Source organism: Caldimonas brevitalea, assembly GCF_001017435.1.
Taxonomy (GTDB): domain Bacteria; phylum Pseudomonadota; class Gammaproteobacteria; order Burkholderiales; family Burkholderiaceae_C; genus Caldimonas; species Caldimonas brevitalea.
In genome coordinates, this window is sequence record NZ_CP011371.1 from 4,764,277 (window position 1) to 4,791,104 (window position 26,828).

19 protein-coding genes are annotated in these 26,828 nt (G+C 65.8%); 18 read left to right on the forward strand and 1 reads right to left on the reverse strand.

Translation table 11 applies throughout. The annotated features are described in order from the left end of the window. The first annotated feature begins 82 nt into the window (after positions 1-82). The 8 genes from AAW51_RS20105 to AAW51_RS20140 all read left to right on the forward strand — a co-directional run bounded on the left by AAW51_RS20105 (position 83) and on the right by AAW51_RS20140 (position 11,751). Positions 83-2,503: a heavy metal translocating P-type ATPase gene (locus AAW51_RS20105; RefSeq protein WP_047196031.1), complete on the forward strand. Its 2,421-nt coding sequence runs from the start codon at positions 83-85 to the stop codon at positions 2,501-2,503. Then, the gene (gene cueR / locus AAW51_RS20110) at positions 2,500-2,916 is read left to right on the forward strand and encodes a Cu(I)-responsive transcriptional regulator (RefSeq protein WP_047196032.1); all 417 of its coding nucleotides are present in this window, start codon (positions 2,500-2,502) and stop codon (positions 2,914-2,916) included. The genes AAW51_RS20105 and cueR overlap by 4 nt, the downstream gene beginning before the upstream one ends. Positions 2,917-3,013: 97 nt before the next feature. Then, complete coding sequence (locus AAW51_RS20115) at positions 3,014-3,391, forward strand: DUF305 domain-containing protein (RefSeq protein WP_238947650.1); 378 nt, start codon at positions 3,014-3,016, stop codon at positions 3,389-3,391. 125 nt (positions 3,392-3,516) lie between these two features. After that, the gene (locus AAW51_RS20120) at positions 3,517-3,915 is read left to right on the forward strand and encodes a hypothetical protein (RefSeq protein WP_047196033.1); all 399 of its coding nucleotides are present in this window, start codon (positions 3,517-3,519) and stop codon (positions 3,913-3,915) included. Positions 3,916-3,997: 82 nt separating this feature from the next. After that, positions 3,998-5,281 carry a TolC family protein gene (locus AAW51_RS20125; protein WP_047196034.1) on the forward strand — a complete coding sequence of 428 codons (1,284 nt, stop codon included), beginning with the start codon at positions 3,998-4,000 and terminating at the stop codon, positions 5,279-5,281. Between the two features lie 4 nt (positions 5,282-5,285). Then, a complete protein-coding gene (locus tag AAW51_RS20130; RefSeq protein WP_047196035.1) occupies positions 5,286-6,821 on the forward strand; it encodes an efflux RND transporter periplasmic adaptor subunit in 1,536 nt (511 codons plus the stop codon). After that, positions 6,818-10,000: an efflux RND transporter permease subunit gene (locus AAW51_RS20135; RefSeq protein ID WP_047196036.1), complete on the forward strand. Its 3,183-nt coding sequence runs from the start codon at positions 6,818-6,820 to the stop codon at positions 9,998-10,000. The genes AAW51_RS20130 and AAW51_RS20135 overlap by 4 nt, the downstream gene beginning before the upstream one ends. Before the next feature lie 917 nt (positions 10,001-10,917). Then, the gene (locus AAW51_RS20140) at positions 10,918-11,751 is read left to right on the forward strand and encodes a TIGR04325 family methyltransferase (RefSeq protein ID WP_053013789.1); all 834 of its coding nucleotides are present in this window, start codon (positions 10,918-10,920) and stop codon (positions 11,749-11,751) included. A gap of 218 nt (positions 11,752-11,969) precedes the next feature. Here AAW51_RS20140 and AAW51_RS20145 read toward each other — a convergent pair whose 3' ends face one another. Continuing rightward, entirely contained in the window at positions 11,970-12,653 is a 684-nt protein-coding gene (locus tag AAW51_RS20145; protein ID WP_047196037.1) for a class I SAM-dependent methyltransferase, read from the reverse strand. 643 nt (positions 12,654-13,296) lie between these two features. On the opposite strand from AAW51_RS20145, the gene AAW51_RS20150 reads away from it, so the two are divergent. From AAW51_RS20150 to AAW51_RS28420, 10 genes are all read left to right on the forward strand, one after another. Next, a complete protein-coding gene (locus AAW51_RS20150) occupies positions 13,297-14,205 on the forward strand; it encodes a DUF4124 domain-containing protein (RefSeq protein ID WP_047196038.1) in 909 nt (302 codons plus the stop codon). Then, positions 14,202-14,978, forward strand: a complete 777-nt coding sequence (locus AAW51_RS28415; protein WP_053013790.1) for an ankyrin repeat domain-containing protein — start codon at positions 14,202-14,204, stop codon at positions 14,976-14,978. Before AAW51_RS20150 ends, AAW51_RS28415 begins: the two co-directional genes overlap by 4 nt. A gap of 53 nt (positions 14,979-15,031) precedes the next feature. Next, positions 15,032-16,909, forward strand: coding sequence for a type VI secretion system Vgr family protein (locus AAW51_RS20160; protein WP_053013791.1), 1,878 nt, complete (start codon positions 15,032-15,034; stop codon positions 16,907-16,909). Positions 16,910-16,997: 88 nt separating this feature from the next. Beyond that, complete coding sequence (locus tag AAW51_RS20165; RefSeq protein WP_047196039.1) at positions 16,998-17,453, forward strand: DcrB-related protein; 456 nt, start codon at positions 16,998-17,000, stop codon at positions 17,451-17,453. A 33-nt stretch (positions 17,454-17,486) separates the two neighbouring features. Continuing rightward, positions 17,487-22,121, forward strand: a complete 4,635-nt coding sequence (locus tag AAW51_RS20170; RefSeq protein WP_047196040.1) for a PAAR domain-containing protein — start codon at positions 17,487-17,489, stop codon at positions 22,119-22,121. 1 nt (position 22,122) lies between these two features. Then, positions 22,123-22,581, forward strand: a complete 459-nt coding sequence (locus AAW51_RS20175) for a hypothetical protein (protein ID WP_047196041.1) — start codon at positions 22,123-22,125, stop codon at positions 22,579-22,581. 129 nt (positions 22,582-22,710) lie between these two features. Beyond that, positions 22,711-23,484, forward strand: coding sequence for a hypothetical protein (locus AAW51_RS20180; RefSeq protein WP_157359971.1), 774 nt, complete (start codon positions 22,711-22,713; stop codon positions 23,482-23,484). 65 nt (positions 23,485-23,549) lie between these two features. Beyond that, the gene (locus AAW51_RS30100; RefSeq protein ID WP_157359972.1) at positions 23,550-24,650 is read left to right on the forward strand and encodes a hypothetical protein; all 1,101 of its coding nucleotides are present in this window, start codon (positions 23,550-23,552) and stop codon (positions 24,648-24,650) included. 200 nt (positions 24,651-24,850) lie between these two features. Further along, a complete protein-coding gene (locus tag AAW51_RS20185) occupies positions 24,851-25,138 on the forward strand; it encodes a hypothetical protein (protein WP_157359973.1) in 288 nt (95 codons plus the stop codon). Between the two features lie 307 nt (positions 25,139-25,445). Beyond that, the gene (locus AAW51_RS28420; protein ID WP_053013792.1) at positions 25,446-26,453 is read left to right on the forward strand and encodes a hypothetical protein; all 1,008 of its coding nucleotides are present in this window, start codon (positions 25,446-25,448) and stop codon (positions 26,451-26,453) included. Positions 26,454-26,828 lie beyond the last annotated feature (375 nt).

Genomic DNA, 26,828 nt, shown 5'->3' on the forward strand with positions numbered 1-26,828 from the left:
CTGCGAAGGCGCTTGACTCTCCCATGATGGGAAGCTTGAGACTTCCTGCAAGCCGGAGATGTCCCGGCAGCAAAGGAATGCCATGAGCACACTTGCCACCCATGTTCCGCCGCCGTCCCGCCGCTGGTCTTTTCCGGTGGAAGGCATGACCTGCGCCTCCTGCGTCGCCCGCGTCGAAAAGTTCCTGGCCGCCGTCCCGGGGGTGAAGGACGCCACCGTCAACCTGGCCACCGAAGCCGCCACCGTGGAGGCCGACGCGGCCGTGGGACTGGACAGTTTGCGGTCCGCGGTCGAAAAGGCCGGCTACCAGCTCGCCGAGCAGACGGTGGAGCTGCAGATCGAGGGCATGACCTGTGCCTCCTGTGTCGGGCGGGTCGAGAAGGCCCTGCGCCGTGTCCCGGGGGTGGTGGCGGCCGAGGTGAACCTGGCGACCGAGCGGGCGCTGGTGCGCGTCGCCGCCCGCGAGGCGGACAGCAGCTCGCTCGTCGCCGCCGTCGAGAAGGCCGGATATGCCGCGGCACCGGTCGCAGCGATGGCCGGGCAGGCGCCCGCCACTGCGGTTCGGCGGGGTGCGGACTGGTGGCCCATTGCGCTGGCGGCGGCGCTGTCGTTGCCCCTCGTGCTGCCGATGTTCGGGGCGCTGTGGGGCTCGGACTGGATGCTGCCCGGGTGGGTCCAGTGGGCGCTGGCCACGCCGGTGCAGTTCTGGCTCGGCGCCCGGTTCTACCGGGCTGGCTGGAAGGCGCTGCGGGCGGGCGCAGGCAACATGGACCTGCTGGTGGCGCTGGGCACCAGTGCCGGGTATGGCTTGAGCGTGTACCAGTTGGGGGTGCACGGCGACCACGGCATGCCGCACCTGTATTTCGAAGCCTCCGCCGTCGTCATCACCTTGGTGCTGCTCGGCAAATGGCTGGAGGCTCGCGCCAAGCGGCAGACCACCGAAGCGATCCGGGCGCTGAACGCCTTGCGCCCGGAGCGAGCCCGGGTGCGTCGCCGAGGGGTGGACGTGGATGTGCCGGTGGGCGAGGTCCAGCCGGGCGACCTGGTGGTGGTCCGGCCCGGCGAGCGGGTGCCGGTGGACGGCGAGGTGGTGGAAGGCGCCAGCCAGATCGACGAGTCGCTCATCACCGGCGAGAGCTTGCCGGTGGCCAAGCACCTTGGTGATCCGGTCACCGGGGGCTCGGTGAACGCCGAGGGCCTGCTCTTGGTGCGCACGACGGCGGTGGGCGCTGAGTCGACGCTGTCCCGGATCGTCCGCCTGGTGGAGTCGGCCCAAGCCAAGAAAGCGCCGATCCAGCGCCTGGTGGACCGTGTCAGTGCGGTGTTTGTCCCGGTGGTCATCGGCATCGCGGCGCTGACTTTGCTCGGCTGGGGCGGGGTCACCGGCGACTGGGAGGCCGCCATCCTGAACGCGGTCGCCGTGCTCGTGATCGCCTGCCCCTGTGCGCTGGGCTTGGCCACGCCGACCGCCATCATGGCCGGTACGGGCGTCGCGGCACGGCGCGGCATCCTGATCAAGGACGCCGAGGCGCTGGAGGTGGCGCACGGGGTCAAGGTGGTGGCCTTCGACAAGACCGGCACGCTGACCGAAGGCAAACCGGAATTGGTCGCCTTCGAGGCGGCCGATGGCGACCACCGGGCCCTGCTGGGAGCGAGCGCCGCGATCCAGGCCAACAGCGAACATCCCCTGGCCCGTGCGGTCATGGACGCGGCCAAGCGCCACCAGGTAGGTGTGCCGCCAGCGACTGAGGTTCGGGCGGTGGCCGGTCGCGGCATGGCCGCACTCGTGCGCGGGCGCTCGCTGCGCCTGGGCAGCAGCCGCTTCATGCAGGAACTGAAGGTCGACCTCTCGCCGCTGAGCGCGCGTGCCGAGCAGCTCCAGTCGCAGGGTCGCACAGTGTCCTGGCTGGCCGATGTCGGGGCCGCGCAGCCGCGCCTGATCGGCTTGCTGGCCTTCGGCGATGCGGTCAAGGCCAACGCTTTCGACGCGGTCCGCCGACTGCACCAGCTGAGCATCACCACCGTGCTCGTGACCGGCGACAACCATGGCAGCGCCCGAGTGGCCGGCGAGCAGCTGGGCATCGACCGCATCGAGGCAGAGGTGCTGCCGGAGGACAAGGCGAACATCGTGGCCCGCCTGAAGCAGGGCGGACAGCGCGTCGCCATGGTCGGCGACGGCATCAACGACGCCCCGGCACTGGCCGCGGCCGACGTCGGCATCGCGATGTCGACCGGGACGGACGTGGCGATGCACGCGGCCGGCGTCACCCTGATGCGCGGCAACCCGGCGCTGGTCGCCGATGCGATCGACATTTCGCGGCGCAGTTACGCCAAGATCCGCCAGAACCTGTTCTGGGCCTTTGTCTACAACGTGGTCGGCATCCCGCTGGCGGCCTTCGGCCTGCTCAGTCCCGTCATCGCCGGCGCGGCGATGGCTTTCAGCAGCGTGAGCGTGGTCACCAATGCGCTGATGTTGCGGCGCTGGAAAGGAAGCGAACAATGAACGAGGCGACCTTGTCCTCGGGGCCGTTCAACATTGGCGAGGCGGCCAGCCGCTCGGGGGTGTCCGCCAAGATGGTGCGGCACTACGAATCGCTGGGTTTGTTGCCCAAGGTCGGGCGCACCGACGCTGGCTACCGGCAGTACACCGACAAGGAGGTGCACACGCTGCGCTTCATCCGCCGCGCCCGGGATCTGGGCTTCAGCATGGCGGAGATCGCCGAGTTGCTCAAGCTGTGGCAAGACCGGCGACGCGCCAGCGCCAACGTCAAGCGCATCGCTTTGGCGCACGTCGCCGATCTCGACCGCCGCATGAAAGAAATGGACGCGATGAAGCGCACGCTGGAGCGCCTGGCCGCCTGCTGCCACGGCGACCACCGCCCGGACTGCCCGATCCTCGACGAGCTGGCGGATTGAACCGCCGCGATGTCCACGTGTGTGAGGAAAACGCGGGGGCTGTAGGCCATCGGTTTAGGAGCGCTGATTGCTTGGCTCGAAGGCGCGGGGATAACCCGTGACCTTCGACTTCTCAGGAGTGCGCATGAACCCTCACCTGACCCGATCGCTCCGTTGGGCCCTCTGCCCGCTCGTCGTTGCCGCCGGCCTGATCAGTGGCGCCGCGGTGGCCCAGTCCGCCCAGCACGGCTCCGAGCAGATGCACCAGTCCATGATGTCCGGCATGCAGGCCATGCAAGACATGAAGCCAAGCGGCGACACCGACAAGGACTTCGCGATGATGATGAAGATGCACCATCAGCAAGCCCTGGACATGGCCAAGGCGGAAGTGGAGCACGGCAAGTCGCCCGAGATGAAGGCCATGGCCCAGAAGATCATCAAGGACCAGACGAAGGAAATCCAGAAACTGGACAGCTGGCTGGAGAAACAAAAGTAAATGGGACGGCGGCGGCCGGCGCGCAACGGCCGGCGCAGTCGCATTGCAAGGACCAACTGGCACTTTTTTGCGCCACCGCAAAGCCCGCCGTGCGCCGCCGGCACTGTGCCCTGTAAACTGAGAATATGAAGCTGAACAAGGTGGCCCGACGCTGGGTGGCGAGTCTGCTCGCCGCGGTGTTGGTGTGCCTGCAGCTCGTCACCGCCGCCTATGCCTGCATGGGGTCCCAGTCATCCGAGGTCATCGCGATGGCGGACATGCCCGACTGCGAGGGTATGTCGGCAGCGGATACGCCACAGCCGCAGTTGTGCAAGGCGCACTGCGACCGCGACAAGCAGACGGTGAACAGCGCGCCGGTTGTCGACGCGCTGGCCCCGCCCGTGCTCGACTGGCTGATCACTCGCCTGCTGCTGGTGTTGCCGACGCTGAACGGGGAGGCCCTGCCCGCCACCGTCGCTGCGCACACCGGTCCCCCCGACGGCGCCCCTCCCCCGTACCTCGCCTTTCTCGTTCTCCGCAATTGAGCCGTGACGCCTCGTGCGCGGCTGCCTTGACGCAGCGGCGCTGACACGTGGTGTTCGTTTTGGGTCATTGTGGAGAACCGTCATGGCATTCTGTCTGGGCGAGGGCTTAGGGGCCCGCCCGTCCGCCGCGAGCCGCGCTCGCGCCCCCCTACGCGCTGCCTTGGTTGCGGCAGCGCTTCTATCCGGGGCCGTACACGCCGCCCCCCTCTCGTTCGAACAGGCGCTCGCGCTGTCGGAAGAACGCGCCGCCAGCTTGCAGGCGCGGCGGGCGGCAGTCGAAGGGGCTCAGCAAGCGCGGGTGGCCGCAGGCCAGCTGCCCGACCCTCAACTCGCCGTCGGCGTCGAGAACTACCCGGTCTCAGGTCCGGAGCGCTTCAGTTGGACCCGCGAGTCCATGACCATGCGCCGCATCGGCGTGATGCAGGAGGTGCCCAACGCTGCCAAGCGGGCTGCGCAGCGCGATTCCGCTGACGCCACGGCCGAGCGCGAGCGCGCCATGCTGGAGGCCGAACGGCTGGCGGTGCGCCGCGAGGCGGCGCTCGCCTGGCTCGGGTTGCACTTCGCCGAGCGCAAGCTCACCGTCTTCACCGTCCTCGAGCAAGAGAACCAGGTGCTCCAGGACACCCTGGCGGCACGCGTGGCGGCCGGCACGGCGATGCCCGCCGACGCGCTGATGGCACGCCAGGAAGCCCTGGAGCTGGCCGATCGCCGCGACGAGCTGCGAGCCGACGTCGAGCGGGCACAGGCCCAGCTGCGGCGCTGGACCGGGGAGTTGCCAGACCTGTCGGCGCGCGCCGAAGCTCCCGCGCTGCGGCTGGATCTCGCACGGCTGCTGAGCGGGCTCGATCGGCACGCCGAGCTGCTCGCCTATGCGCCGATGCAGGCCATGGCCCGCGCCGACTTCGACGAGGCGGTGGCCATGCGACGAGGCGACTGGGGTTGGGAGCTGGCCTACGCCAACCGGGACCGCGCCTTCGGCGACATGGTGTCGTTCCAGCTGACCTTCGAGCTGCCCGTCTCGCGCGCCACCCGCCAGGAGCCGCTGATCGCGTCCCGCCAGAAGGCGGTTGAGCGGCTGCAGGCCGAGCGCGAGGACGCGCTGCGCCGCATCCGCGCAGAGGTGGACGCCCAGGTGGCCGAGCTGCAACGACTGGAGCGCACGCTGCAGCGGCAACAGAGCGCCGCGCTGCCGCTCGCACAGGAGCGCGCGAAGGTGACGCTGACCAGCTACCAGTCCGGGCGCGCCGACCTCGGCGCCGTGCTCGCGGCGCGCAAGAGCGCCGCCGAAGCGCAGCTGCGCGGCCTGGATCTCCAAGCCCAGGTGATGGCCCAGCAGGCCCGCCTGGCCTACCTCATTGCGGAGTGACGCCATGACCGCCAACAAGAAGCTTTTCGTCGCCGCCGGGCTGCTCGTCGCCCTGGGAGCTGGGCTGGGTTACGGTGTCGCCCATTGGCGCTCCGGGTCGGGGCCTGCCTCACATTCCGAGACGTCCCCTGTCGCAGGTGCTGCCAGTGCTCCAGCGTCCGGCGAGCGCAGGGTGCTCTATTGGTACGACCCGATGGTGCCGCAGCAGAAGTTCGACAAACCCGGCAAGTCGCCCTTCATGGACATGCAGCTGGTGCCGAAGTATGCCGACGAAGCGCCTGCCGGCGGGGTTGCGGTCGACCCGCGTGTCGCCCAGACACTGGGCGTGCGCACCGCGGTGGTCGAGAAGCAGCGTATCGGCGCCTCGGTCGAAGTGCCCGCCACCGTACAGCTCAACGAGCGTGACGTGGCCATCGTGCAGGCGCGTGCCACCGGCTTTGTGCAACGGGTGGCGCGGCTGGCGCCGGGCGACGTGGTCGCGCCTGGCGCTGTCATCGCCGAGCTGCTGGTGCCCGAGTGGGCCGGCGCGCAACAGGAGTTCCTGGCGGTGCGCCGCACCGGCGATGAGGCGTTGGCGGCGGCTGCGCGGCAACGCCTGGTGCTGCTGGGCATGCCCGCTGCAGTCATCCAGCAGGTCGAGCGCAGCGGCCAGGTGCAGGCCTTGGCCCTGATACACGCCCCGACCGGCGGGCTCGTGCAGGAACTGATGGTGCGCCCCGGCATGACCGTCTCGCAGGGCATGAGCTTGGCACGCATCACCGGGCTGTCCACCGTCTGGGTGGAGGCCTCGCTGCCGGAGGCGCAAACCTGGGCCGCCCGCGTGGGACAGCCGGTCGAGGTGCAGCTGTCGGCGTTTCCCGGCGAGACGCTGCGCGGCAAGGTGACCTCGGTGCTGCCGGAGGCCAACACCGAGACGCGCACGCTGCGGTTGAGGGCGGAGCTGCCGAATCCTCAGGGCCGGCTGCGCGCCGGCATGTTCGCTCAGATGCGCTTCGGCACCCAGGCGGAAGAAGCGCTTTTGGTGCCGACGGAAGCCGTCATCCGCACCGGACAGCGCGCACTGGTCTACGTCGTCGAGCAGCCGGGTCGCTTCCGCCCCGTGCAGGTGCAGCTCGGCCGCGAGCTGGGTGACCAGCTCGAAGTGCTGCAGGGCCTGCAGCCGGGCCAGCAGGTCGTGGCCTCCGGCCAGTTCCTGATCGACTCCGAGGCGAGCATGCAGGGCGTCTTGCAGCGTCAGGCCAGCGCCAGCGCGCCGGCCGCCAGTGCCGCCACAGCACCGGCCCCGTTGCCGGCGGCTGCGCTGCACGAGGGTGTCGGCAGGATCGTGGAGCTGTCTGCGCAGGAGGTGACGCTGGACCACGGCGCTGTGCCGAGTCTGCGGTGGCCCCCGATGGAGATGGGATTCAAGCTGGCACAGCCGGAGGTGGCGAAGGGCTTCAAGGTCGGCGACACCGTCCGCTTCATGTTCCGAGAGGGCCAAGACGGCTATGAAGTGACCCGCCTGGAGCGTGAGCAGCACCAGCACGGAGGTGCGCGATGATTGCCGCCCTCATCCGCTGGTCCGTGGGCAACCGGTTCCTGGTGCTCCTGGCCACGCTGTTTCTCACTGTCGCGGGCGTGCTGTCGCTGCGCTCGACCCCGATCGATGCGCTGCCCGATCTGTCGGACGTGCAGGTCATCATCCGCACCAGCTACGCCGGCCAGGCGCCGCAGATCGTCGAGAACCAAGTCACCTACCCGTTGGCGACTACCATGCTGTCGGTGCCCGGGGCCAAGGCCGTGCGGGCGTTCTCGTTTTTCGGTGACTCCTTCGTCTATGTGCTGTTCGAAGACGGGACGGACCTGTACTGGGCGCGCTCGCGCGTGCTGGAGTACCTGAGCCAGGTCCAGGGGCGCTTGCCGGCAAGCGCCAAGCCCTCGCTCGGGCCCGACGCGACCGGCGTCGGCTGGGCCTTCCAGTACGCGCTGGTCGACCGCAGCGGGCGCCACGACCTGTCGCAGCTGCGCGCGCTGCAGGACTGGTTCCTCAAGTTCGAGCTGAAGTCGGTGGCGAATGTGGCCGAGGTGGCGACCGTCGGCGGCATGGTCAAGCAGTACCAGGTGGTGGTCGACCCGGCCAAGCTGATCGCCTACGGCATCACCCACGACCAGGTGCGCGAGGCGCTGATGAACAGCAACCAGGAGACCGGCGGCGCGGTGCTGGAGCTGGCCGAGGCCGAGTACATGGTGCGCTCGGGCGGTTTTCTAAAGTCGCTGGAGGACTTCCGCAGCATCGTGCTGGACAGCCGGAACGGCGTGCCGGTGCTCCTGAACCAGGTGGCCACGGTGCAGATCGGCCCTGAGATGCGCCGCGGCATCACCGAGCTGGACGGCCAGGGTGAGGCAGTCGGCGGCGTGGTGATCCTGCGCACCGGCAAGAACGCCCAGGCGACCATCGCCGCGGTCAAGGACAAGCTCAAGCAGCTGCAGACCAGCCTGCCTCAGGGGGTGGAGATCGTCACCACCTACGACCGCAGCTCGCTGATCCAGCGCGCCATCGACAACCTGTCGATGAAACTGCTCGAGGAGTTCGTCGTGGTCGCGCTCGTCTGCGCGGTGTTCCTCTGGCACCTGCGCTCGGCGCTGGTGGCCATCATCTCGCTGCCGCTGGGCGTGATGGCCGCGTTCCTGGTGATGCAGCAGCAGGGGCTCAACGCCAACATCATGTCGCTCGGCGGCATCGCCATCGCGATCGGCGCGATGGTCGACGCGGCCGTGGTCATGATCGAGAACGCGCACAAGAAGCTGGAGGCCTGGCAGCACGCGCACCCGGGGGAGGAGCTGAAGGGCGAAGCGCGCTGGGCGGTGATCACGGACGCGGCCGTCGAGGTGGGACCGGCACTTTTCTTCTCCCTGCTGATCATCACGCTGTCCTTCATCCCGGTGTTCACGCTGGAGGCGCAGGAGGGGCGGCTGTTCGGGCCACTCGCCTTCACCAAGACGTACGCCATGGCGGCGGCGGCGGCTCTGTCCATCACCTTGATTCCGGTGCTCATGGGCTACTGGATCCGCGGCAGGATCCCCGACGAGCAGCGCAATCCCATCACACGCGGGCTGATCGCGGTGTACCGTCCCGCGCTGGACGGGGTGCTCCGCTGGCCCAAGCTCACGCTGGTGATTGCCGTGGCGGTGTTCGCCACGACCGCCTGGCCGCTGATGCGGCTGGGCGGTGAGTTTCTGCCGCCGCTCGACGAGGGCGACTTGCTGTACATGCCCTCGGCGCTGCCCGGCCTGTCGGCCCAGAAGGCGTCGGAGCTGCTGCAGATCACGGACCGGATGATCAAGACGGTCCCGGAAGTCGAGCGCGTGTTTGGCAAGGCAGGGCGTGCGGAAACCGCCACCGACCCGGCGCCGGTCGAGATGTTCGAGACCACCGTGCAGCTCAAGCCGCGCGACCAATGGCGGCCGGGCATGACGCCCGAAAAGCTGGTGGAAGAACTCGACCGAACGGTCAAGGTGCCCGGGCTGAGCAACATCTGGATCCCGCCGATCCGCAACCGCATCGACATGCTGGCCACTGGCATCAAGAGCCCGATTGGCGTGAAGGTGTCGGGCACGGACCTCGCTTCGATCGATCGCGTTGCCTCCGCCATCGAGGGCGTGGCCAAGACGGTACCCGGCGTCAGCTCGGCGCTGGCGGAACGCCTGACGGGCGGCCGCTACGTCGATGTGCAGATCGACCGTGCAGCTGCGGCGCGCTACGGCCTGAACGTGAGCAACGTGCAGTCGGTCGTCTCCGGGGCCATCGGGGGCGAGAACGTCGGGGAGACGGTGGAGGGCCTGGCGCGTTTTCCGATTAACCTGCGTTACCCGCGCGAGCTCCGGGACACGCCCGAGAAGCTGCGCAACCTGCCGCTGCTCACGCCCACCGGTCAGCAGATCACCTTGGGGACCGTGGCTCGGGTGGTGCTGGTCGACGGCCCGCCCATGCTGAAGAGCGAGAACGCGCGCCCATCGGGCTGGGTGTACATCGATGTGCGCGGCCGCGACATCGCGTCGGTGGTCGGCGATTTGCGACGCGCGGTGGCCGAGAAGGTCAAGCTGGAGCCGGGTGTGAGTCTCGCCTATTCCGGCCAGTTCGAATACATGGAGCGGGCCAACCAGCGCCTGAAGGTGGTCGTGCCGGCGACCCTGCTGATCATCTTCGTGTTGCTGTACCTGACGTTCCGGCGGTTTGAGGAAGCCCTGCTGATCATGGCCACACTACCGTTGGCGCTCACCGGCGGTATCTGGTTCCTCTACCTGCTCGGCTACAACCTGTCGGTGGCGACGGGCGTGGGCTTTATTGCGCTGGCCGGGGTCGCCGCCGAGTTTGGCGTCGTGATGCTGCTCTACCTCAAACACGCATTGGAGGACCGGGCGCGTGCCGGCGTCGCGATCGATCGAGACGTGGTGCTCGACGCGATCCGAGAAGGTGCGGTCCTGAGGGTGCGCCCGAAGGCGATGACGGTGGCGGTCATCCTCGCAGGTCTGGTGCCGATCGTCTGGGGCTCGGGCACCGGATCGGAGGTCATGAGCCGTATCGCCGCACCGATGCTGGGTGGCATGGTGACGGCGCCGCTGCTGTCGCTGTTCGTGGTGCCGGCCGTCTTCCTGCTGATCAGAGGCAGGCAGCCGTCACGGGGCAGTCGCCTCGACAATCGGCATGTGGGGCTGGACAGCCAGATCCAAGCTGGGTGAGGAGGACACGCTGCGGCACTCGCCTGAACACCGGTCGTCCCCCTCAGACGGGGGGAAGCTGCGAGCGCCGCTTGGTAGAGGGCGCGCGCTCACATACACTTCCGGTCCATGTGGAGCATGCTGCTGCGAGCCGCACTTGTCTGGCTGATCACGATCGCCATACCCGTTCAGGGCATGGCGGCGGCGGCCATGTTGTTTTGCGGACCCGGCCACCACAGTCCAGCAGGCCCCGAGGATCATCGCGCTCAGCATGCTGCTCTCCTTCACGATCACGACCCGGGCAGCGCGACAGCATCCGACAGTGCCTTGTTGCACGCCGGGGAGCGGCAGCCGCAAGGACCAGCTGCCGTTCCGGTCCGCGGCGACAGTTGGATCAAGACAGGCTCTGCCGCTTCGGACGGACAGGCCGCAGCAGCCAAAGAGAAACCGATGGCGGCTCAGCGGTCACTGCCTGCCGTCAAGCACAAGTGCAGTGCCTGCGCTACGTGTTGTACGGCCTTGGCCCTGCCGTCTCAACTCTCGGCTTTGGACCTGCCTCCGCCGGACCGAGCCGTGGGCATCTGGCTGCGCCGCATGCGGCCTGACTTCCTCATCGACCGCCTTGATCGGCCACCTCGGGCGACGCGCGCGTGACGTTCGGCTGGGTCCACCAACCCAGCCGTCCCACGCTTGCCTTGACCCAGCCTTCTCCTGCGCCTGTTTGACGCTGCCTCCCGCCTTCGCGGCGATGGGCTGCAAAGGCAGGACGCTCGGGTCAGCCAGCCCTGATCGGCCTTACTGCACTTCGCGGTGAGGTAGAGCAGGACCGCTCCAATCACTTCTGTCGACCCGGCGCCGTCATGCTGGAGCAGCCACGACTGCGTCCGCTGTCCGCCGTACGCCCGATATGTCGACCTCACATCATCAGGACGAGTTTCATGAGTGCTCTGAACGCCCTCCGCACGGTGGCTTCCGCAGTCGGTGCGCTGCCGGTCATTCGGCCGCTCCGTGAGCGCGCTTACCGCCGCCGGTTCCTGAACAATCGGAACCAAAACCTTTTCATGGGGGTGTACGCGAGGTTTGAGGACGCCGCAGCGGCGGCCCCCTCGGGCGGCCGTGTCGGCTATGACAATCAGGAGTCTGCCGAGCTGTACACGCCCGAGATCTACCCCTACGACTACCCCGCATTGTTCTGGCTGCAACGCTCTTTCGACGAGGGCTTGCGCACCGTCTTCGACCTGGGGGGGCACGTTGGCATCAAGTACTACGCGTTCCGCCGCCACTTGCGATTGCCCGTCGGCCTGCAATGGATGGTTTGTGATGTCCCGGCAGTTGTCGCTCGTGGCCGGGCCCTTGCCGAGGGTCGGGGACTAGGTGAAGAGCTGCGCTTCACGACCAGCATGAGCGATGCCAGCGGCTTCGACGTGCTCTATGCATCCGGAAGTCTGCAGTACCTCCCGCGGCGGCTCGGCGAGTTGTTGGCCGACCTGGAGTCGTTGCCCAGGCGTATCGTCCTCAACATCACCGCGGTGCATCCGACGACGACGTACTACACCCTGAACAGTATCGGGACAGCCTTTTGCCCTTACAGGGTCCAGGCCCGCGATGAGCTGCTCGACGAAGTGAGCTCCTTTGGGTATGTCAAGCGGGATGCTTGGGAAAATCCGGCGAAGCTGCTCGTGCTGCCGTTTCGCCGCGGCTTGAGTCTGGACCACTACAGCGGGTTCTGTTTTGACCGCCTGCCGGCGGCGTCGGGCCGTGATGCTCTGTGACCGTCAACTGAAGTTCGACGAGTGACGAGCAACGCATTGGGGCAGCCCCCTGAATCACGACGAGCCTTGTCTCGACTTGCGGTGCAGCGACCGCGTCAACCGCACCGCCCAGCTCAGGATCGCGGTCGCTGTTGGCAGACATCCTTGGCGGGTAGCGGCAGCAACTCTATCGCCTGTCATGCCGGCTCCGAAAGCCGCTTGCACGGGGCGCTCTACCGCTACCTTCGCACGGCGGCCACAGCTTCGAAACCGAGCGCACGGAAGTAAGGGACCGGGGCAGCGAACCCGGCCTGTCCCAGCAATGCGTCACGGCGTGTGCGATCGATGCAGTGGAACTTGCGGGCGAGTTGTTCCGGCAACTGATCGGCCGCTGTGGCTGGCAAGCCAAGTGTGCGGCTGGCGGCCGCATGTGCCGGGCGTTCCCAGGCATCCTCCGGCCCCATCAGATCGGCGAGGAGCAGGACGCCCCCTGGCTTTAGCCGATGCGCGATGTCTGTCAGCAGCGCCAGTTTGTCCCCGGTGTCGGGGAGGAAGTGCAGCACGAGCAACAGCAGTGTTGCGTCGTGTTGAGTTGCCGGCAACGAGGTCAGCTCGCCGTGGTGAAGGCGGACCCGCTGCAGCACGCCGGCACTGCTCAGCCGTTCGCTCGCACGCTGCAGCATCTCGGTCGACAGGTCCGTTCCCACGAAACGCCATTCGGGGTGGGCCGGGGCGAGCCGCACGATCTCCTCGCCGCTGCCTGCGCCAACGATGAGCAGGTCGGCCTGCGCGGACAGCCGGCAGCTGAGCCGCGCGGCACTGAGAAGGTGCAGGACGTCATAGCCCGGCACCAGTGCACGAATCGAAGTGTCGTAGCGTCGCGCTTCCTCACGATCGAAGCGTTTCGTTTGCGTCTCTGGCATCCCTGTGGTCCTTCCACGATCCACAACCGTTGGCGCCAGCGGCTTGGCCCTTCCTCGGGTGGACCCTTGTGTGCCGAAGTTTCTCGACTTGGCAGGCAGGCAGTCAACAGTATGCAAACGAGAGTCGCAACACCTCCCTGGCGTGAAATCGAGCGTTCAGCGGACCGTGTTCTGTCGCTTGTGGCGACGTGTCCCCACATTGTTGCTTGAGGCGTTGAGGAGAGAAGGCACAGGACGATTTCTCACTGGCCGCCGCTACACTGCACGGCGCGTCCCAACCCTCTCCCAACTCCCTGACCGGGACGCCTTCGGCTCGCCAGTCCGGCATCCCGGACGCTGTAGCGGGCCGTTTTCTTGTCGACTCCTGCTGCCGCTTCGTCCGAAGCGTCAAGGGCGGAATCAGACACAAGTAAGCACAGGCACACTCCCGGTCAAACCCGCGGTGGAAGCATCCTGTTGCCATTCCCCCCAACTCGGGCGGGTTACGATCCGCCAACTTTTCCTCAAAATCAGCGCTGCAAAATTAAGCAGCCATCGCTCTCGGGAGGGGTCGTGAGACACGTTGCAGCGTTGTCGTCGCACAGAGCCGTTCTGTGCCTGAGCCGGAACACGCGCGGCTGCTCCCGCTTGAAGGGGCACTGACGTGGGGAACTTCTATCGCCAGGTCGATGAACACGGCAACGTTACCTACACCGATCGCCCTGTGCCGACTCAAGGGGAGATCGAGGCCGTAGGCCGCGATGGGCGCCGCCGACCGCCGAGCGAGGCGGAGGCCAAGAAGCGCCACGAGGAAACCACCCAATACATCAAGCAGACCCAGAAGTGGGTGCCCAAACTGTACGAGTACTACGAGTACCTGCAGTTCCTGCGCGACTTCGATCCCCTGCGCTTCGAACTGCTGATGAAGGATCTCCAAAAGGAGGATCCTGAAACCTGGTTGAAGTTGATGGAGCACCCCCAGTTCCGGCCGATGCACAACACCGCCCTCGGCGCCAAGGCCGCCGGCAACCGAGCGCACTACGGCGTAGACATCGTGGTCTCCCAAACCGTGACGGGCAAGTACACCGGCAGCGTCGAGAAATGGTTCGAGACGACAGTGCAGGAGATGATGAAAAAGCAGCGCTACGGTGGCTATGCTGATGTGCTCGGGGACAAGGCGACGACGCTGCCGACGAAGACACCCGAGTACTCATCGAGCCGGCTGGGGCAGTTCCAGAAGCTCGACGACGTGCGGGCTGCCGCCGCGGCGAAGGACGCACGGGCAGCAATGGACGCTGCCAATGCGGCTCGGCGCACCGCCCGAGGCGCGGCCATCACCCGACCCGGTAACACCTTGGTCGACATAGGTGTCCAGCTCCTCAACCCGGAGGCAGCGAGCAGCCTCGGCATCGCCAACCTGAACCGAAAAGCCCAAAAACTCTTCGAACGCGGCGTGCTCGATGTTGAGCAGTGGGCAAAGGCGAAGCAGTTGCTCAGCCAAGGACGCTATGTCGAGATGCAAAAGCTCATGGACGACGCGGTCCGAGATTACGTGAAAGGCGCGCCCGAGTGATCAGTGTGCGACAGGCCGTCGTGGCCGTGCTGGCGATGGCGGTGGCCCAAATCGGCTGTACTGCGCCCATCAAGCCTGTGGGGATGGAACGGTGTCCGGACGTAGAGGTGCCGGTCGACTTCGATCCGACGTCTCCTGCCTCGCTGCAGAAAACACGCCTCATCGGCCCCCGCATATTCAATGCATTGGGCAAAGGCAGTCGTGCAGAGCTGAAACGCCTGCTTGCCGAGGGCGAGAACCCCAATGTTTGCGCCTACAACCTCAGCCTCTTGTCCCTCAGCGCCTTCAATGGCGATGTCGAGGAGGTGCGGATCCTGCTCGACGGCGGCGCCCACCCGGACAAGCCGCTCTCGCCCGAAGGCCAGTCTCCCTTGCTAACGGCCCTGGGGATGGGCCGCTATGAAGTGGCTCAGCTGCTCGTGTCGCGCGGCGCGAACGTGATGCAAGCCTCCCATGGCGGCTTGACCGCCTTACACCAGTTGGCAACGGCACTTCCCCCCGAAGCCGGCCATGTCGAGGCCCAGTTGGCACTCGCCCGAGTGTTTCTAGACCGTGGCATTCCGGTCGATGCACTGGCCACGGTGCACCGAACATCACCACTGATGATGGCTGCGATCCAAGGCAACAGACCCTTGGTGGCGCTGCTGCTGCAGCGGGGAGCCGATCCGCAGTTGCGCAACGCCAAGGGTCAGACGGCGCTCAGTTACGCGCAGAAGCGGGGCCACACAGAGGTCGTGGAACTGCTCACCGCAGCTGCCGCAGCCCGGCGCTGAGGCGCGCCCGCGACCTCCACGACGCACTCGTCACTACATCCAGGGACCACCGAATGACCGACATGTCTGAAGCCAGTCAAGCGATCCTGGCACTCCTGGCCAACCCCCAGCACAAGCGCATGGTCCGCATGGAGTTCCCCCGTGGGGACGCTCCACAAGCGAAGATGCTCGCCAACAAGTTCGACGGCTACGAGTCAGTCTCGCGCGATTTTCACTTTGTCGTCGAGGTACTGTCCGACAACGCCCGCATCCCGCTCAAGGACGTGCTGGGCAAGATGGTGACCGTCGAGCTGGTGCGGGAGGACGGCAGTCTCAGGTATTTCAACGGCTTCGTCTTCGAGTTCCGCTTCGTCCGCACGGACGGCGCCTTCGCGTTCTATGACATGGTGCTGATGCCCTGGCTGGCCTTCCTGCGGCTGCGCAAGGACAACTACCTCTTTCATGGCAAGACCGTCGAAGAGCAGATCGACGAGATCTTCAAGGACTACCCCGAACACGACTGGCGCTACGAGGCGGAAGGCGAGGACCGGCCGATGACGGACGCCTGCCAGTTCGACGAAAGCGATTACAACTACGTCCACAGGCGCTTGGAAGAGCGCGGCCTGTACTACGCCTACGAGCACCGCAAAGATGGCCACACCCTGGTGGTCCGCAGCAACTCCACCCTTTGCCCGCCCATCGACGGCGCGACCTGCGAGATTGCCTGGCAGAGCGAATCCGGCTCGCTGGACGACGATGCGATCGCCGACTTTACACCGGTGCGCCGTATCGCGTCGACTACCGTCAGTGCCAGCTCCTTCGACTTCAAGGACCCGCGGCCCAAGTTCGCCGAGGTCCCCACAGTCAACAAGCAAGGCCAGGTGCCTCCGTTGGAGGTGTACGAGTACACCGGCGCCTACGGCTTTGCCACCCAGGACCAAGGGCAAGCGCATGTGCGCCGACGCATGGAAGAAATCGAAGCGGCAGCCAAGCACTTCCAGGCCAGTGGCAACGATCGCACCGCGCAGGCGGGGCGCTGGTTCCGCCTGACGGGGCATTTCGACACGGACTTGCTGGGCAGCTCCGATCCGGATCAGGAGTTCTTCATCATCCAGGCGCAGCATACGGCCCAGAACAACTATGAACAGGCCCGGGGTACACCATCGGAGTACTCCAACCGTTTTGTGTGCTTGCGCAAAAAGATCCCCTGGCGCCCGGGGCTGGGTTTCAACAGCTACCAGCCCAAGATCGACGCGCAAACCGCCATCGTCGTCGGTCCGAAGGGGGAGGAGATCTACACCGACCAATACGGTCGTGTGAAGGTGCAGTTTCACTGGGACCGCGTGGGGAATTACGACGAGAAATCGTCGGCCTGGATCCGCGTCTCGTCGGCCTGGACCGGCGACGGCTACGGCTTCATCGGCATCCCGCGCATCGGCCAGGAGGTGCTGGTGATTTTTCTGGATGGGAATCCGGACAGGCCGCTGATCACTTCTTGCCTGTTCAATGAGCATAACCAGCCGGCCTGGGGTTATCCGGAAGCGGCGCACCAGACCGGCATCCAGTCTCGCTCCACGCCCGGCGGCAACGGTTTCTGCGAGATCGTGATCCACGATCGCGCCGGCCACGAGTTGATCAACATCCACTCGCAGAAGGACATGGTCACGACGGTCCAGCACAACAAGGCCACCATCGTGAACGGTCCAATGCAGACCATCGACGTCACCAAGGGCTACCAGGAGACGAAGGTCAAGCAGCACATCAAGGTGGAATCGCTGGACGACGAAATCGAGATCGTGGCGGCGACGAAGATCACCTTGCGCTGTGGCGCCAGCACCATCGTGATGGACAAGGACGGCAACATCGACATCCAGGGCAAGGTGATCCGCTCGGTGGCGACGGACGATCACACCGTCAAAGGCTCAAAGCTGCATCTAAACCCGCCCGGCTGAGCCGGGGCGGCTCCCATCTACTTCGTCGTCAGCCTCGGCCGGCTCTGCCGACGGCTGTCCCTGTACCGAACCGCAGACACCCATCATCATGCAAAACATCGGCGAAGGCTCGCTCGACATTCCCGGGGAGTGGCACAACCGCACCGTCAACGTCTTCACGGCGCAAGGCCCCGGTGTGCCGGGTCTGAGCGTCACCGTCAACCGTGACCGGCTCCCGTTCCAGACCACCCTGAACGACTACACGCAGCAGCAGTCCCACAAGCTGGCGCAGCAGCTGAAGGGCTGGGAGCTGATCGACGAGGTCAGCCTGGAAGTCGATGGCCGGGCGGCGCGCCAACTCGAGTTCTCGTGGGAGACCGACGACGCCGGCCCCGTGCACCAAGTCCTGCTCTGCGTTGCCGACGGTCAAACCTTGCTCAACCTTGCCGCGTCGTTCGGCGGTCGCATGAGCGAAGCCCAGGTCGCGGAAGCGAAACGCATCCTGCACTCGTTCCGGTTTGCTGCGCCGGAAGACGCCGGGTCGGCCGCCAGCTCTGCAGCTTGAGTCTCCCTTCTTTTCGACAGAAAGCCCGCCGACATGGAGATGACCGCCGAGCAGCGCATCGCGCAAGTACAGCAGCAGGCCCGCACCGAGGTGGGGGACGACAAAGCGCTGGAGCGCGGTGAGCAGATCGCCACCGTCTCTCACTATGGCTCGATGGCCGTTGGGGCGGGCATCGCCGCAAAGGGCGGATGGGTGGGACTCGCCGCCTACGGTGCTGCGATCGGTGGGGGCTATGCGGGCGCCTGGGTGGCGGAGAAGACCCATGCCGACGAGTTGGCCGCGGACGCCATGGAGGCGTTCGGCATGCGCCGCATCGGAGGCGGCGGACCGCACCCGGCTACTGTGGGCGACCAGGTGGCGCACTCGCACGCGTTCGCTGGCTTCCTTGCCAGTGTCGTGGTCGGCGCGCTGGCGGCAGTTGCGGTAGGCGCCTTGATCGTCGCCACTGGCGGCGCAGCCGCCGTGGCCCTCATCGGTGCGGCTGCAGCAGGGGGATTCGTTGGCGGACTGGTCGGCGGCGCGATCGGTGCCGCTGCCGCGAAGATGGGAACACGGACAGGACCCATCATCAAAGGCTCCTCCGACGTGTTCATCGAAGGGCGGCCGGCGGCCCGCATGACCGATGTGGCCGCTTGCAGCAAGGAAAGCAGCCCGCAGCCGATCGTCGAAGGCAGCGAGACGATCTTCGTCAACGGCTTGCCGATGGCACGCGTGGGGCACAAGCTGCTGTGCGGCGCCGTGGTCGATCAGGGGCGCGACAGCGTCTTCGTGGACCAGACGACGGCCGCGTGCGCGCAGCCGGCCCCCGATATCCCGGTGTGGGCTCGTGTGGCAGCGGATTGGATCGGCTTTCTTCCGATGGGGAAGGTGGCGGCGGCCCTGGGCAACAGGACCCGGTCGGCGCAAGCTTGCGGCCGGTCACCCGTCAATTGCACCCGGGCCGGCGACCCCGTGGACGTGGCCACTGGCGAATTCGTGGACTGGCGCACCGACATCCACATCCCCGGCGTGCTGCCGCTGGAGTTGCGGCGCGACTATGCAAGCCGGCGAGCGTTCGCTGGCGAGCCGCCGTCGGGGCTGTTCGGCCCCCGCTGGCTCGACAGTTGGAGCGTGAGCCTGCGCCGCACGGATGAGGACAGCACGACGATCGACTATCACGCCGACGACGGCGTGGTCTACACCTTCGACACGCCGGATGAATTGCTCGAAGCCGAGCACCTTCGCGCGCCGCAACTCATCCTGCGCGGCACGCGGGGGGAGCCGGTTTTGCATGACCATGACAGCGGCTTGCGCACGCATTTCGAGTGGCGAGGCTTGCGGGCGCGCCTGAGCGGCTACAGCGACGCCAGCGGCAACCGGTGCGAATTCGTCTACCAGCCCGACGTGTCCGTCCCCGCCGAAGAGCGGCTCACCGCCATCCGGCATAGCGACGGCTGGCATGTCGAGCTGATGTGGGAGCGCGGCTGTCTGCAAAGCGCCTGGCTTCACGAGCCCGATCGTGTCGCGGTCGAGCTGGTGCGCTACCGGCACGACGAACAAGGCCGACTGATTCGCGCCGCCAGCTTGAACAGCGGCCGGTTCGCCTACCAGTACGACGACGAACATCGGATCGTCGGCTGGAACGACGACAGCGAGACGCGCGTCCAGTTGACCTATGACGGCGATCGGGTCGTGGAGGTGCTGACGCCCGGTGACGTGCTGAGCGCCCGCTTCGTGTATGACGTTCAGGGCCAGGTGACTCAGGTGTGGGAGTGGGAGCCAACGGAACCCGACGAAGAGCCGACCTGCACAACCTACGAGTACAACGACGAGGGGCTGGTGACCTGCATGCGCGATGCGCTGGGCAACTCAACGCTGACCGGATGGGACCGCCACCATCGCGTGCTGAGCCGAACTGATGCCTTGGGCCGGGTCACGCGATACGAGTACGACGAAGCAGGCCGGCTGACCAGCGTCGTTGACCATCGAGGGCGCCCGAGCAAGCTGGAATACGACGCCGAAGGGCGGCTGATGCAGGTCACCGACGTGCATGGCCGCGTGGCCTGCCAGGGCTACGACGATGCCGGCCGGTTGAGCGCAGAGACAAGCCACGATGGCGGCACGGTGCGCTACGAGTACGACGCACGCGGGTGGCTGCGGTATGAGCACCTGCCCGATGGCGGCGTGGTGCAGCACCACTACGACGAGCATCGCCGCCCCTGCGGTCGCACGGTAACCAACGGAGGCCACACCAGTTGGCGTCAGGATCGCCTCGGGCGAATGGACTGGCAGACCGATGCGGCAGGCGCGACGACACACTACGAGTTCGACCCAGCGCCCGAAGACGACGACGCTCCCCGCCTTGACGGTCACCTCCAGCCTGCACGGGTGGTCTTCGCGGACGGCGCGGTCATTCATCAACGCTACACGCGTGAAGGGATGCTGGCGGAGCGGGTCGACCCCCTCGGTCATGCCCAGCAGTGGCACTGGGGCGCGTTCGACCTGCTCACCGCTCACACGGACGCACTCGGCTTCACCACCCACTACCGCTACGGCCGCCAGGCCCGGCTGGTGGAGTTGACCAACGCACGCGGGCAACGCTGGCGGTGGCGCTATGACGCCGCAGGCCGACTGTTCGAGCAAATCGACTACGCCGGGCGACGCACCCTCTGGCGGCACGACGTTGTCGGCCGACCGGTGAGCCGAGTGGCACCGGACGGCGTCGAGCTGCGCTACGAATGGGATGAAGCCGGTCACCTGTGCCGTATTGGGGGCCCGGGTGTGCGCAACGAGTACCGCTACGACGAGCGCGACCGCCTCGCCGAGGCCCAGGTGTGGCGCGAGGACGTGCTTGAGAGTTCCTTGAGCCTGACATACGACGAGGCCGATCGGCTCGTCGAGGAGGCGCATCGGTGCGGCGAAGACGGCGAATGCCGACGTGTGCAGTATCGCTATGACGATCACGGCCGCCTGGTCGCGCGGCACGGGCCGCTCGGCGAAACCCGCTATGAACACGACGCGCTGGGCCTGCTGAAGGAGCTGCATACCGCCCACGGGACGGTCTATTTCGATCGCGACGTGCTGGGCAGGGAGGTGCAGCGGTCGAGTGCACCGCTGAAGCAGCACATCGGGAAGCCGAGCCATGGTGGACCGCGCTTCCTGTTGCAGCAGACGCACGACAAGCTGGGTCGCATCCAGCAGCAACGCGTCGCGGGTACGACGGCGGTAGCCGACACCGTCGTCCGCCGCTACCACTGGCAGCACGACCGCCTGACCGGAATCGACGACGGCCGTTTCGGCAGCGTTCGATGGCAGCTAGACGCGCGCGACCAGATCCGGGTGGCCGAGTACGACCCGGCCCACCAGGAGGTGGTGGGACAGCATCGGCTATCCGACGGCCCGTCGACCCTGCGGGCGTCGCAGAGCCTGTCGCGAGAGGAATTCCGATACGACCCGCTCGGCAACCTCGCCGAACAGGATCGCACCCCGCTGCGGTACGCCGCCGACACGGTGACGCAGGCAGGGCCGCATCGATACGAATGGGACGCCTGCGGACGAATGATCCGCCGCACGGAACAACGCAAGGGCTTCAGGCCGCGGACTTGGCAGTTCCAGTGGGACGCCTTCGACCGATTGGTGACGATCACGACGCCCGATGGACAGCGCTGGCGCTATGTCTACGATGTCTTCGGGCGTCGGCGCGGCAAACGTTGTGAGAGCGTTTCCCCGCCCAACACCGGTCGCGGCAGGCGAACGCTGCGGGAAGCTGAATACCTTTGGGACGGCGCGACGGTAGCGGCACAGTGGAAGGTGTATGCCGACGGCAGCACAGAGGCACCAGTGGCTCGCAGCACTGAAGAAGTGCAGGAGTGGCATTTCGAGCCCGGCACCTTCGCGCCCCTGGCGGTGCTTCAGGCCCGCGGCGGGCAGACGCAGCTGGTCCACGTCGTCAGCGACCTCAACGGCTCACCGCGTGAACTGCTGGACAACCACGGTGACCTGCTGTGGACCGGGCAGCTGAAGACCTGGGGGCACCTGGGTCGCAGTCATGTCAAGGACAACGACACTGCGTTCTCATCACAGTTCGCCGAGAGCTACCGGCCGGCGGCGAATGATCCGGCGATCGACGTGGAGCTGCGGTTTGCGAATCAGTGGGAGGATGAAGAGTCCGGGCTGTTTTACAACCTGAACCGATATTACGATCCATCATCAGGACAGTACGCCAGCCTCGACCCACTGGGGCCTGCTGGGGGGATTGCCACACACCGGTACGTTTCCAATCCGGCGACTTGGATCGATCCGATGGGACTTTCTGGTTGTCCCACCAGGTCGAAGGCCTTCAAGCGTGCCGACGCTATTGCTCGTCGATGGGTTGACCGTCTTACCGGTCAAACGCCGAACGATGTGGACGCGCATTTGCAGTCAAAAGGCTGGGTGAAGAGTTACCCCTTCCAAGGTACCCCAAAGACGCAGCACGTCTACTACACTAGAACGACCAAGAGCGGCACAGAATATCGGCTTGACTACAATCCTGACGGGAAGTTGCACGGAGTCGATTACTGGAAGGTGCTGAGAATTGATAGCCAGAGCGAGAAAACGGTGCTTGGTCGTATTGCTCATGGTCCATTTAAGAACTACGACCTGATCAACGATTCTCCTGTCTATGTTGATGGCGTATTGGTGAACTGAAATGGATATAAACGCAGAGATCATCTCCGGAGAGTCAATCGGGGGTGTGCGAATCGGCGAATGCCTGCTGCCAGCAATAGAGGAAGCTAGAGCGGAGGGGTTCTTGACGTTGGAGGCAGAGCCGGCAGGGTACGGGTTGAGCAGATACTATTTCTGGGATGGCGCCCTGGTCGTGGTGGTAGATCAAGGGCTCATCGTCAAACGGATGTGGTGCCGGAAGCCGTACGGGGGGAAGTACCGAGGGATTTTTGAACCAGGCATGACCGTAGAGGACGTTGTGAAAGCCTCTCGGAAGCAGCTGATTACTGCCGGCGTTCTTCTTCTGGACGGCGACTGCGGCGCAGGATTTGATATTCCCGACGAATTCGGCGATTATGATTATGTTGAGCAGTTACCGCAGGACTTGAAACTAGAGGAGTTTCACGTCGCGCGACCATATTGGTGGCGATTGCCGGATTGAGACGACACGTGCGGGAATAACAAGCCATCACCAGGATGCAGGTCGCAGGCGACTGAGCGGGCCACCTTCCTGGCTCGGCTCTGCGACAGCAGGTCACCGCAACCCCTTGTTCCCGGAAGACTGTGCCTCATGACGAAAGCAAGCCAACGCCCCGACGCGCCGGATCGTATGGCGGCCATACACCGCGCGGCCCAGGCCGCCGGCAACAGGTGCCTGGACACGCAGTGGCTGGGCTGCGAGCACAAGTACCGCTTCCGTTGCGCTCATGGCCACGAATGGCTGCGACGCGGCGACAACTGTGCTACACGCCCCCACTGCTCGCGGTGCATGAGAGCGGCAAAGTACAACCACGAGAACTTAGACAGACTGCGCGAAGTGGCGCTGGAGCGGATGGGCAAATGCCTCAGTGACGAATACCTCGGAATGCGGGCGCCCTACCGCTTCCAATGCCACCATGGCCACGCGTGGACGGCGGACGGCAAATCGGTGCTGAAGGGCAACTGGTGCGCGGTGTGCCGGGACCTCAGGCTCCAGCCTGGCCCAGAGGGCGTGCCAGCGCCCAGGAAGCGCCGCCCCCCGCAGCGAACCGCGTCCGACCAGCAGACGCAGCGCGAGCACCTGGACCACCGCAAGGAGCACCTGTTTGCTGCGATGCAGGATTTGGCTCGGGCTCGCGGGGGCACTTGCTTGTCGGAGCAGTACATCGGCGCCAGGCGCTACCGCTGGCGCTGTGCCCGCGGCCACGAATGGATGGCGGTGACCAAGCAGGTGTTTGCGGGCGCGTGGTGCCGCCAGTGCGAGCAGGAGGCGTGGCAAGAGCGTATGCAGGCGAAACGCAGCAAGCCGGCTCGCATCCTGAAGAAGACCATGTGCCTGGATCAATCGCCCCCCGACGCCGAGTGACGGCTTTGTCCCGCTCAGCACCGCCATCGTTTGGGCAGACCTACCGGAGCAGTCCGGACACGAGCATGACGCAGCCAAGCAAGACGGCCAAAAAGCAGCGCGCACCGGTGGGCTCGCTGCGGCAGCCTCATCCCGTATTGGATCGCAGCAAGAAGCTGCGGACGAGCGCGAACGAGATGGGCTGGATCTGCCTCGATGAAGCATGGTCAGGGTGGCACGTCCCCCACCGTTTTGTTTGCAGCAACGGTCACGTTGTACCCGCTCTTCCTTCGGGCGTTCTTCGGCAGATCGCGAGGTGTCTGCAATGCCACGCCGACGCCCAGCTCGAGGAACTGCGCCGCGCGGCCGTACGTGACGGCGTGGTGTGCCTTTCCTCCAAGTGGGAAGGGGTCATGACGCCCTACAGGTTCAGTTGCTCCTGTGGCCACGAATGGCTGCGCGCCCCTCGGCATGGGTTGAAGAAGGAAGGCTTGCTCCGGTGCCCGGAGTGTGTGAAAGCGGCAGCGAATGCCGGAAAGCGGTTGCATGACGGTCTGGACCGGTTGAAACGGGCTGCAGCCGACAAAGGTGGGCGCTGCCTCAGCAAGCGCTACGAGGGGTGGCATCAGCGCTACCGATTCCGTTGCTCGGCAGGGCACAAATGGGATGCGGTCGGCGGTGAAGTCATACGCGGTAGCTGGTGCCGCCTGTGCGCGCTGGAGGACAGGCGGCTTTCCTACCGGCTGCCTGATGGGCTTGAGCGCCTACAGACCATCGCCGCCGCCAAGGGAGGCTGCTGCGAGAGCGCCGCCTACATCGGAACCCGGGGTCGATACCGATTCCGCTGCGGCCAAGCTCATCGATGGGAGGCCGCTGGCGGCAATATCGTCAACGGCTCGTGGTGTTACGAGTGCAGCAAGGAAAGCAAACGCCTCGGCATCGAAGCCGCGCACGAAGCAGCGCGCGCTCGGGGTGGGCAGTGCTTGTCGGACACCTACGTCAACGCGGCAACCAAGCTGACGTGGGTGTGCCACCGGGGTCACATGTGGCACGCGGCCTTGTCAACCATCCGGCAGGGCCATTGGTGCCGCGAATGCGCAAACGCAGCACGCATCACCAACAAGAAATCCAGAGCGCGAGCCCGCTACGGCAACTCGCCGCGGCATTCTCCGAAGGCTGCTGGATGAGCCGGACAAGGCTGGAGAAGGGTATCCGTCCAGGTGCAAGATGAAGGTTTACTTTCTGGGGCGAAGGTCCAGCTGGGCGCGATTGAGTACCCGAAATAACTGCTCGCTTGCGCAGCTCCTTAACTGCCTTCCGGCTTCCGATCGCCCCGTCCGCTAGGACGAGGCCGGTCTGCGACACCTTTTGGGGAACGAGAGCCATCATGTCCCACATCAACCAACGCACAGTGAGAGGACCAACGATGGCGAAGCTACCGGGAAGGAAAATCAACGGCATCAAGCCGCTGCCGTTAAAACCGGAGTCCGAAGAGTTTCTCGAATGGGAGGAGCAGGTCACGCGACACATCGAAGAACACGGTGAGGTAGACCGGTCGGATGCGCAAGGCATCATGATGTGCCGGGACCGCTTGCTGCGCCGCTGCCACAGCGAGGGGAAGTGCCCTGCGGAGACGGGCGACCTGCTTTTGGAAGCACCGGCCGAGCCACTGTAAACAAGTAGGCGGCGTCTGCTCGGGGCGCGGCCCCCCTTAGGCCGAGTCGAGAGGGCGGGCGCCACGTACAGATCGGCTCTGCCTCTCACCCCGCCCGACGCTCCTGTTTGTATTCGTCCGCATCGCGAGCCGACTCTTGATACGGCGTTCCCCCCGGCATCCTTCTACCAGCCACCGGTCACACGATCTAACGACGGGCGCCCCGCGTCGCCGAGCGGGTATGTCAGCGCCGCGACGCTGAGGCAGCCGCGCAAGTCGGAGGCTCGACCGTGTATATTTATCCAGTGTTCTCGCCAAGGGAGGCGACGTGCAGATTCTGGAAGCCTATTGCGAAGAGCTGGACCGGGTCGTGGACATCTACGAGGCGAGGGAGGAGTTCATCGCGCTCCCGTTGGAAAGCCGGCGGCGATTCACCTTCCGGTGCTCCGACGTGCGGTGTCGGATCTCACGCAAACCTCAGGTGCTTGTCAGCGGCGTCAACTACGACAAGGTTGTCGAGGAGACGGAGCGCTATGTGCAGCCTCACTATCGAGCGCTGAACAATCACCCGCATCTCGATGACTGCGTGTGGGTCGTTGGCGAGCGCAAGCGGCAGAAGGCAGAGCCTGTCGATCCGCAGGAGCCGCACGGGCGCACGCCCCGGGCCAAGGGCAGCGACTTCGTCGATTTCTTCGATCCGCCAGAGTTTGACACGCCGAGTGGCAGTGTCAGCGCGCCGGTGCCGAATTCAATCGAAAAACCGGAGTCGGAGGAAGAACCCGGCCACCAGCGGGGTCCTCGGGACCATGGTGGCGTTACGACGACCTCCAAACTGGAGCGCTTCATTGATTGCTGGGCCCAGCTTGACGTCGAGGCGAGAAAGCAGGAGCACATCACTCTCAACAAGGGGGAGCGTGTTACCTACTACCAAGCCGTCCTCCCGATCCGGCTGGTCGAGCCCCACGAAAACGGGGCCCGTGTCGTATGTGGCGGCGCCCGCGTGAAGCTGTGGCCGCAAGACAAGCCAAAGTTCGCCTACATCAACTTCATCGACGCCTGCGAGCGATTTGAGTTGAACCAGGAGGCCCGCACCTTGACGATTGAACTGCCGCTGTCCCGGGTGGACCGATTCCGCGGTGGGGCATTGATGAGGCAACGGCTTGAAAAGGCGACTGCGCGCGGGCACTACCTGCGCATGTACGTGTGGGGCGTGATTACCCCACATCCGAAGCGTCCCGGCTACCTGTTGGAAGTGGCTGCGCTCGACAACCTGGTGCTCAAGGTCATTAAGAGCAAGGCCGCGGTCAATCAGCAGCTGGCAGCGCAGGAGGAGTGATCAGGGTCACGGTTTGGTTTCCTCTTGGGCATGGTTCGGCATTGCTTGCATACACTTCTATCATCGCAGGCGCCCGCGCGAGCTGCAAAGGACGGTTTGCACTGGCGTTGGACTGCACCACCAGCCACTCGCGCCCCAGTCGCTGCGCGCCCCTCGGCGGCCCGCGGGAACCCGCAGGAGCTTGAGAGGAAAGTTCGCCGTAGCCTCCTTCTCCTGCACCAGAACACAACGCCCAACCCTCTCGGTTGGGCGTTTTGCTTTGGGCGTTCCGCAGCGGCGCGCGGTTCCGGGCCATTCTGCGTAGGCCACGCCTTCGCCCTTCCCCGCCGTTTTTGGCCCGGTTGGACTCTCTTTTCCTCTCTCTTCTCTAAAAAG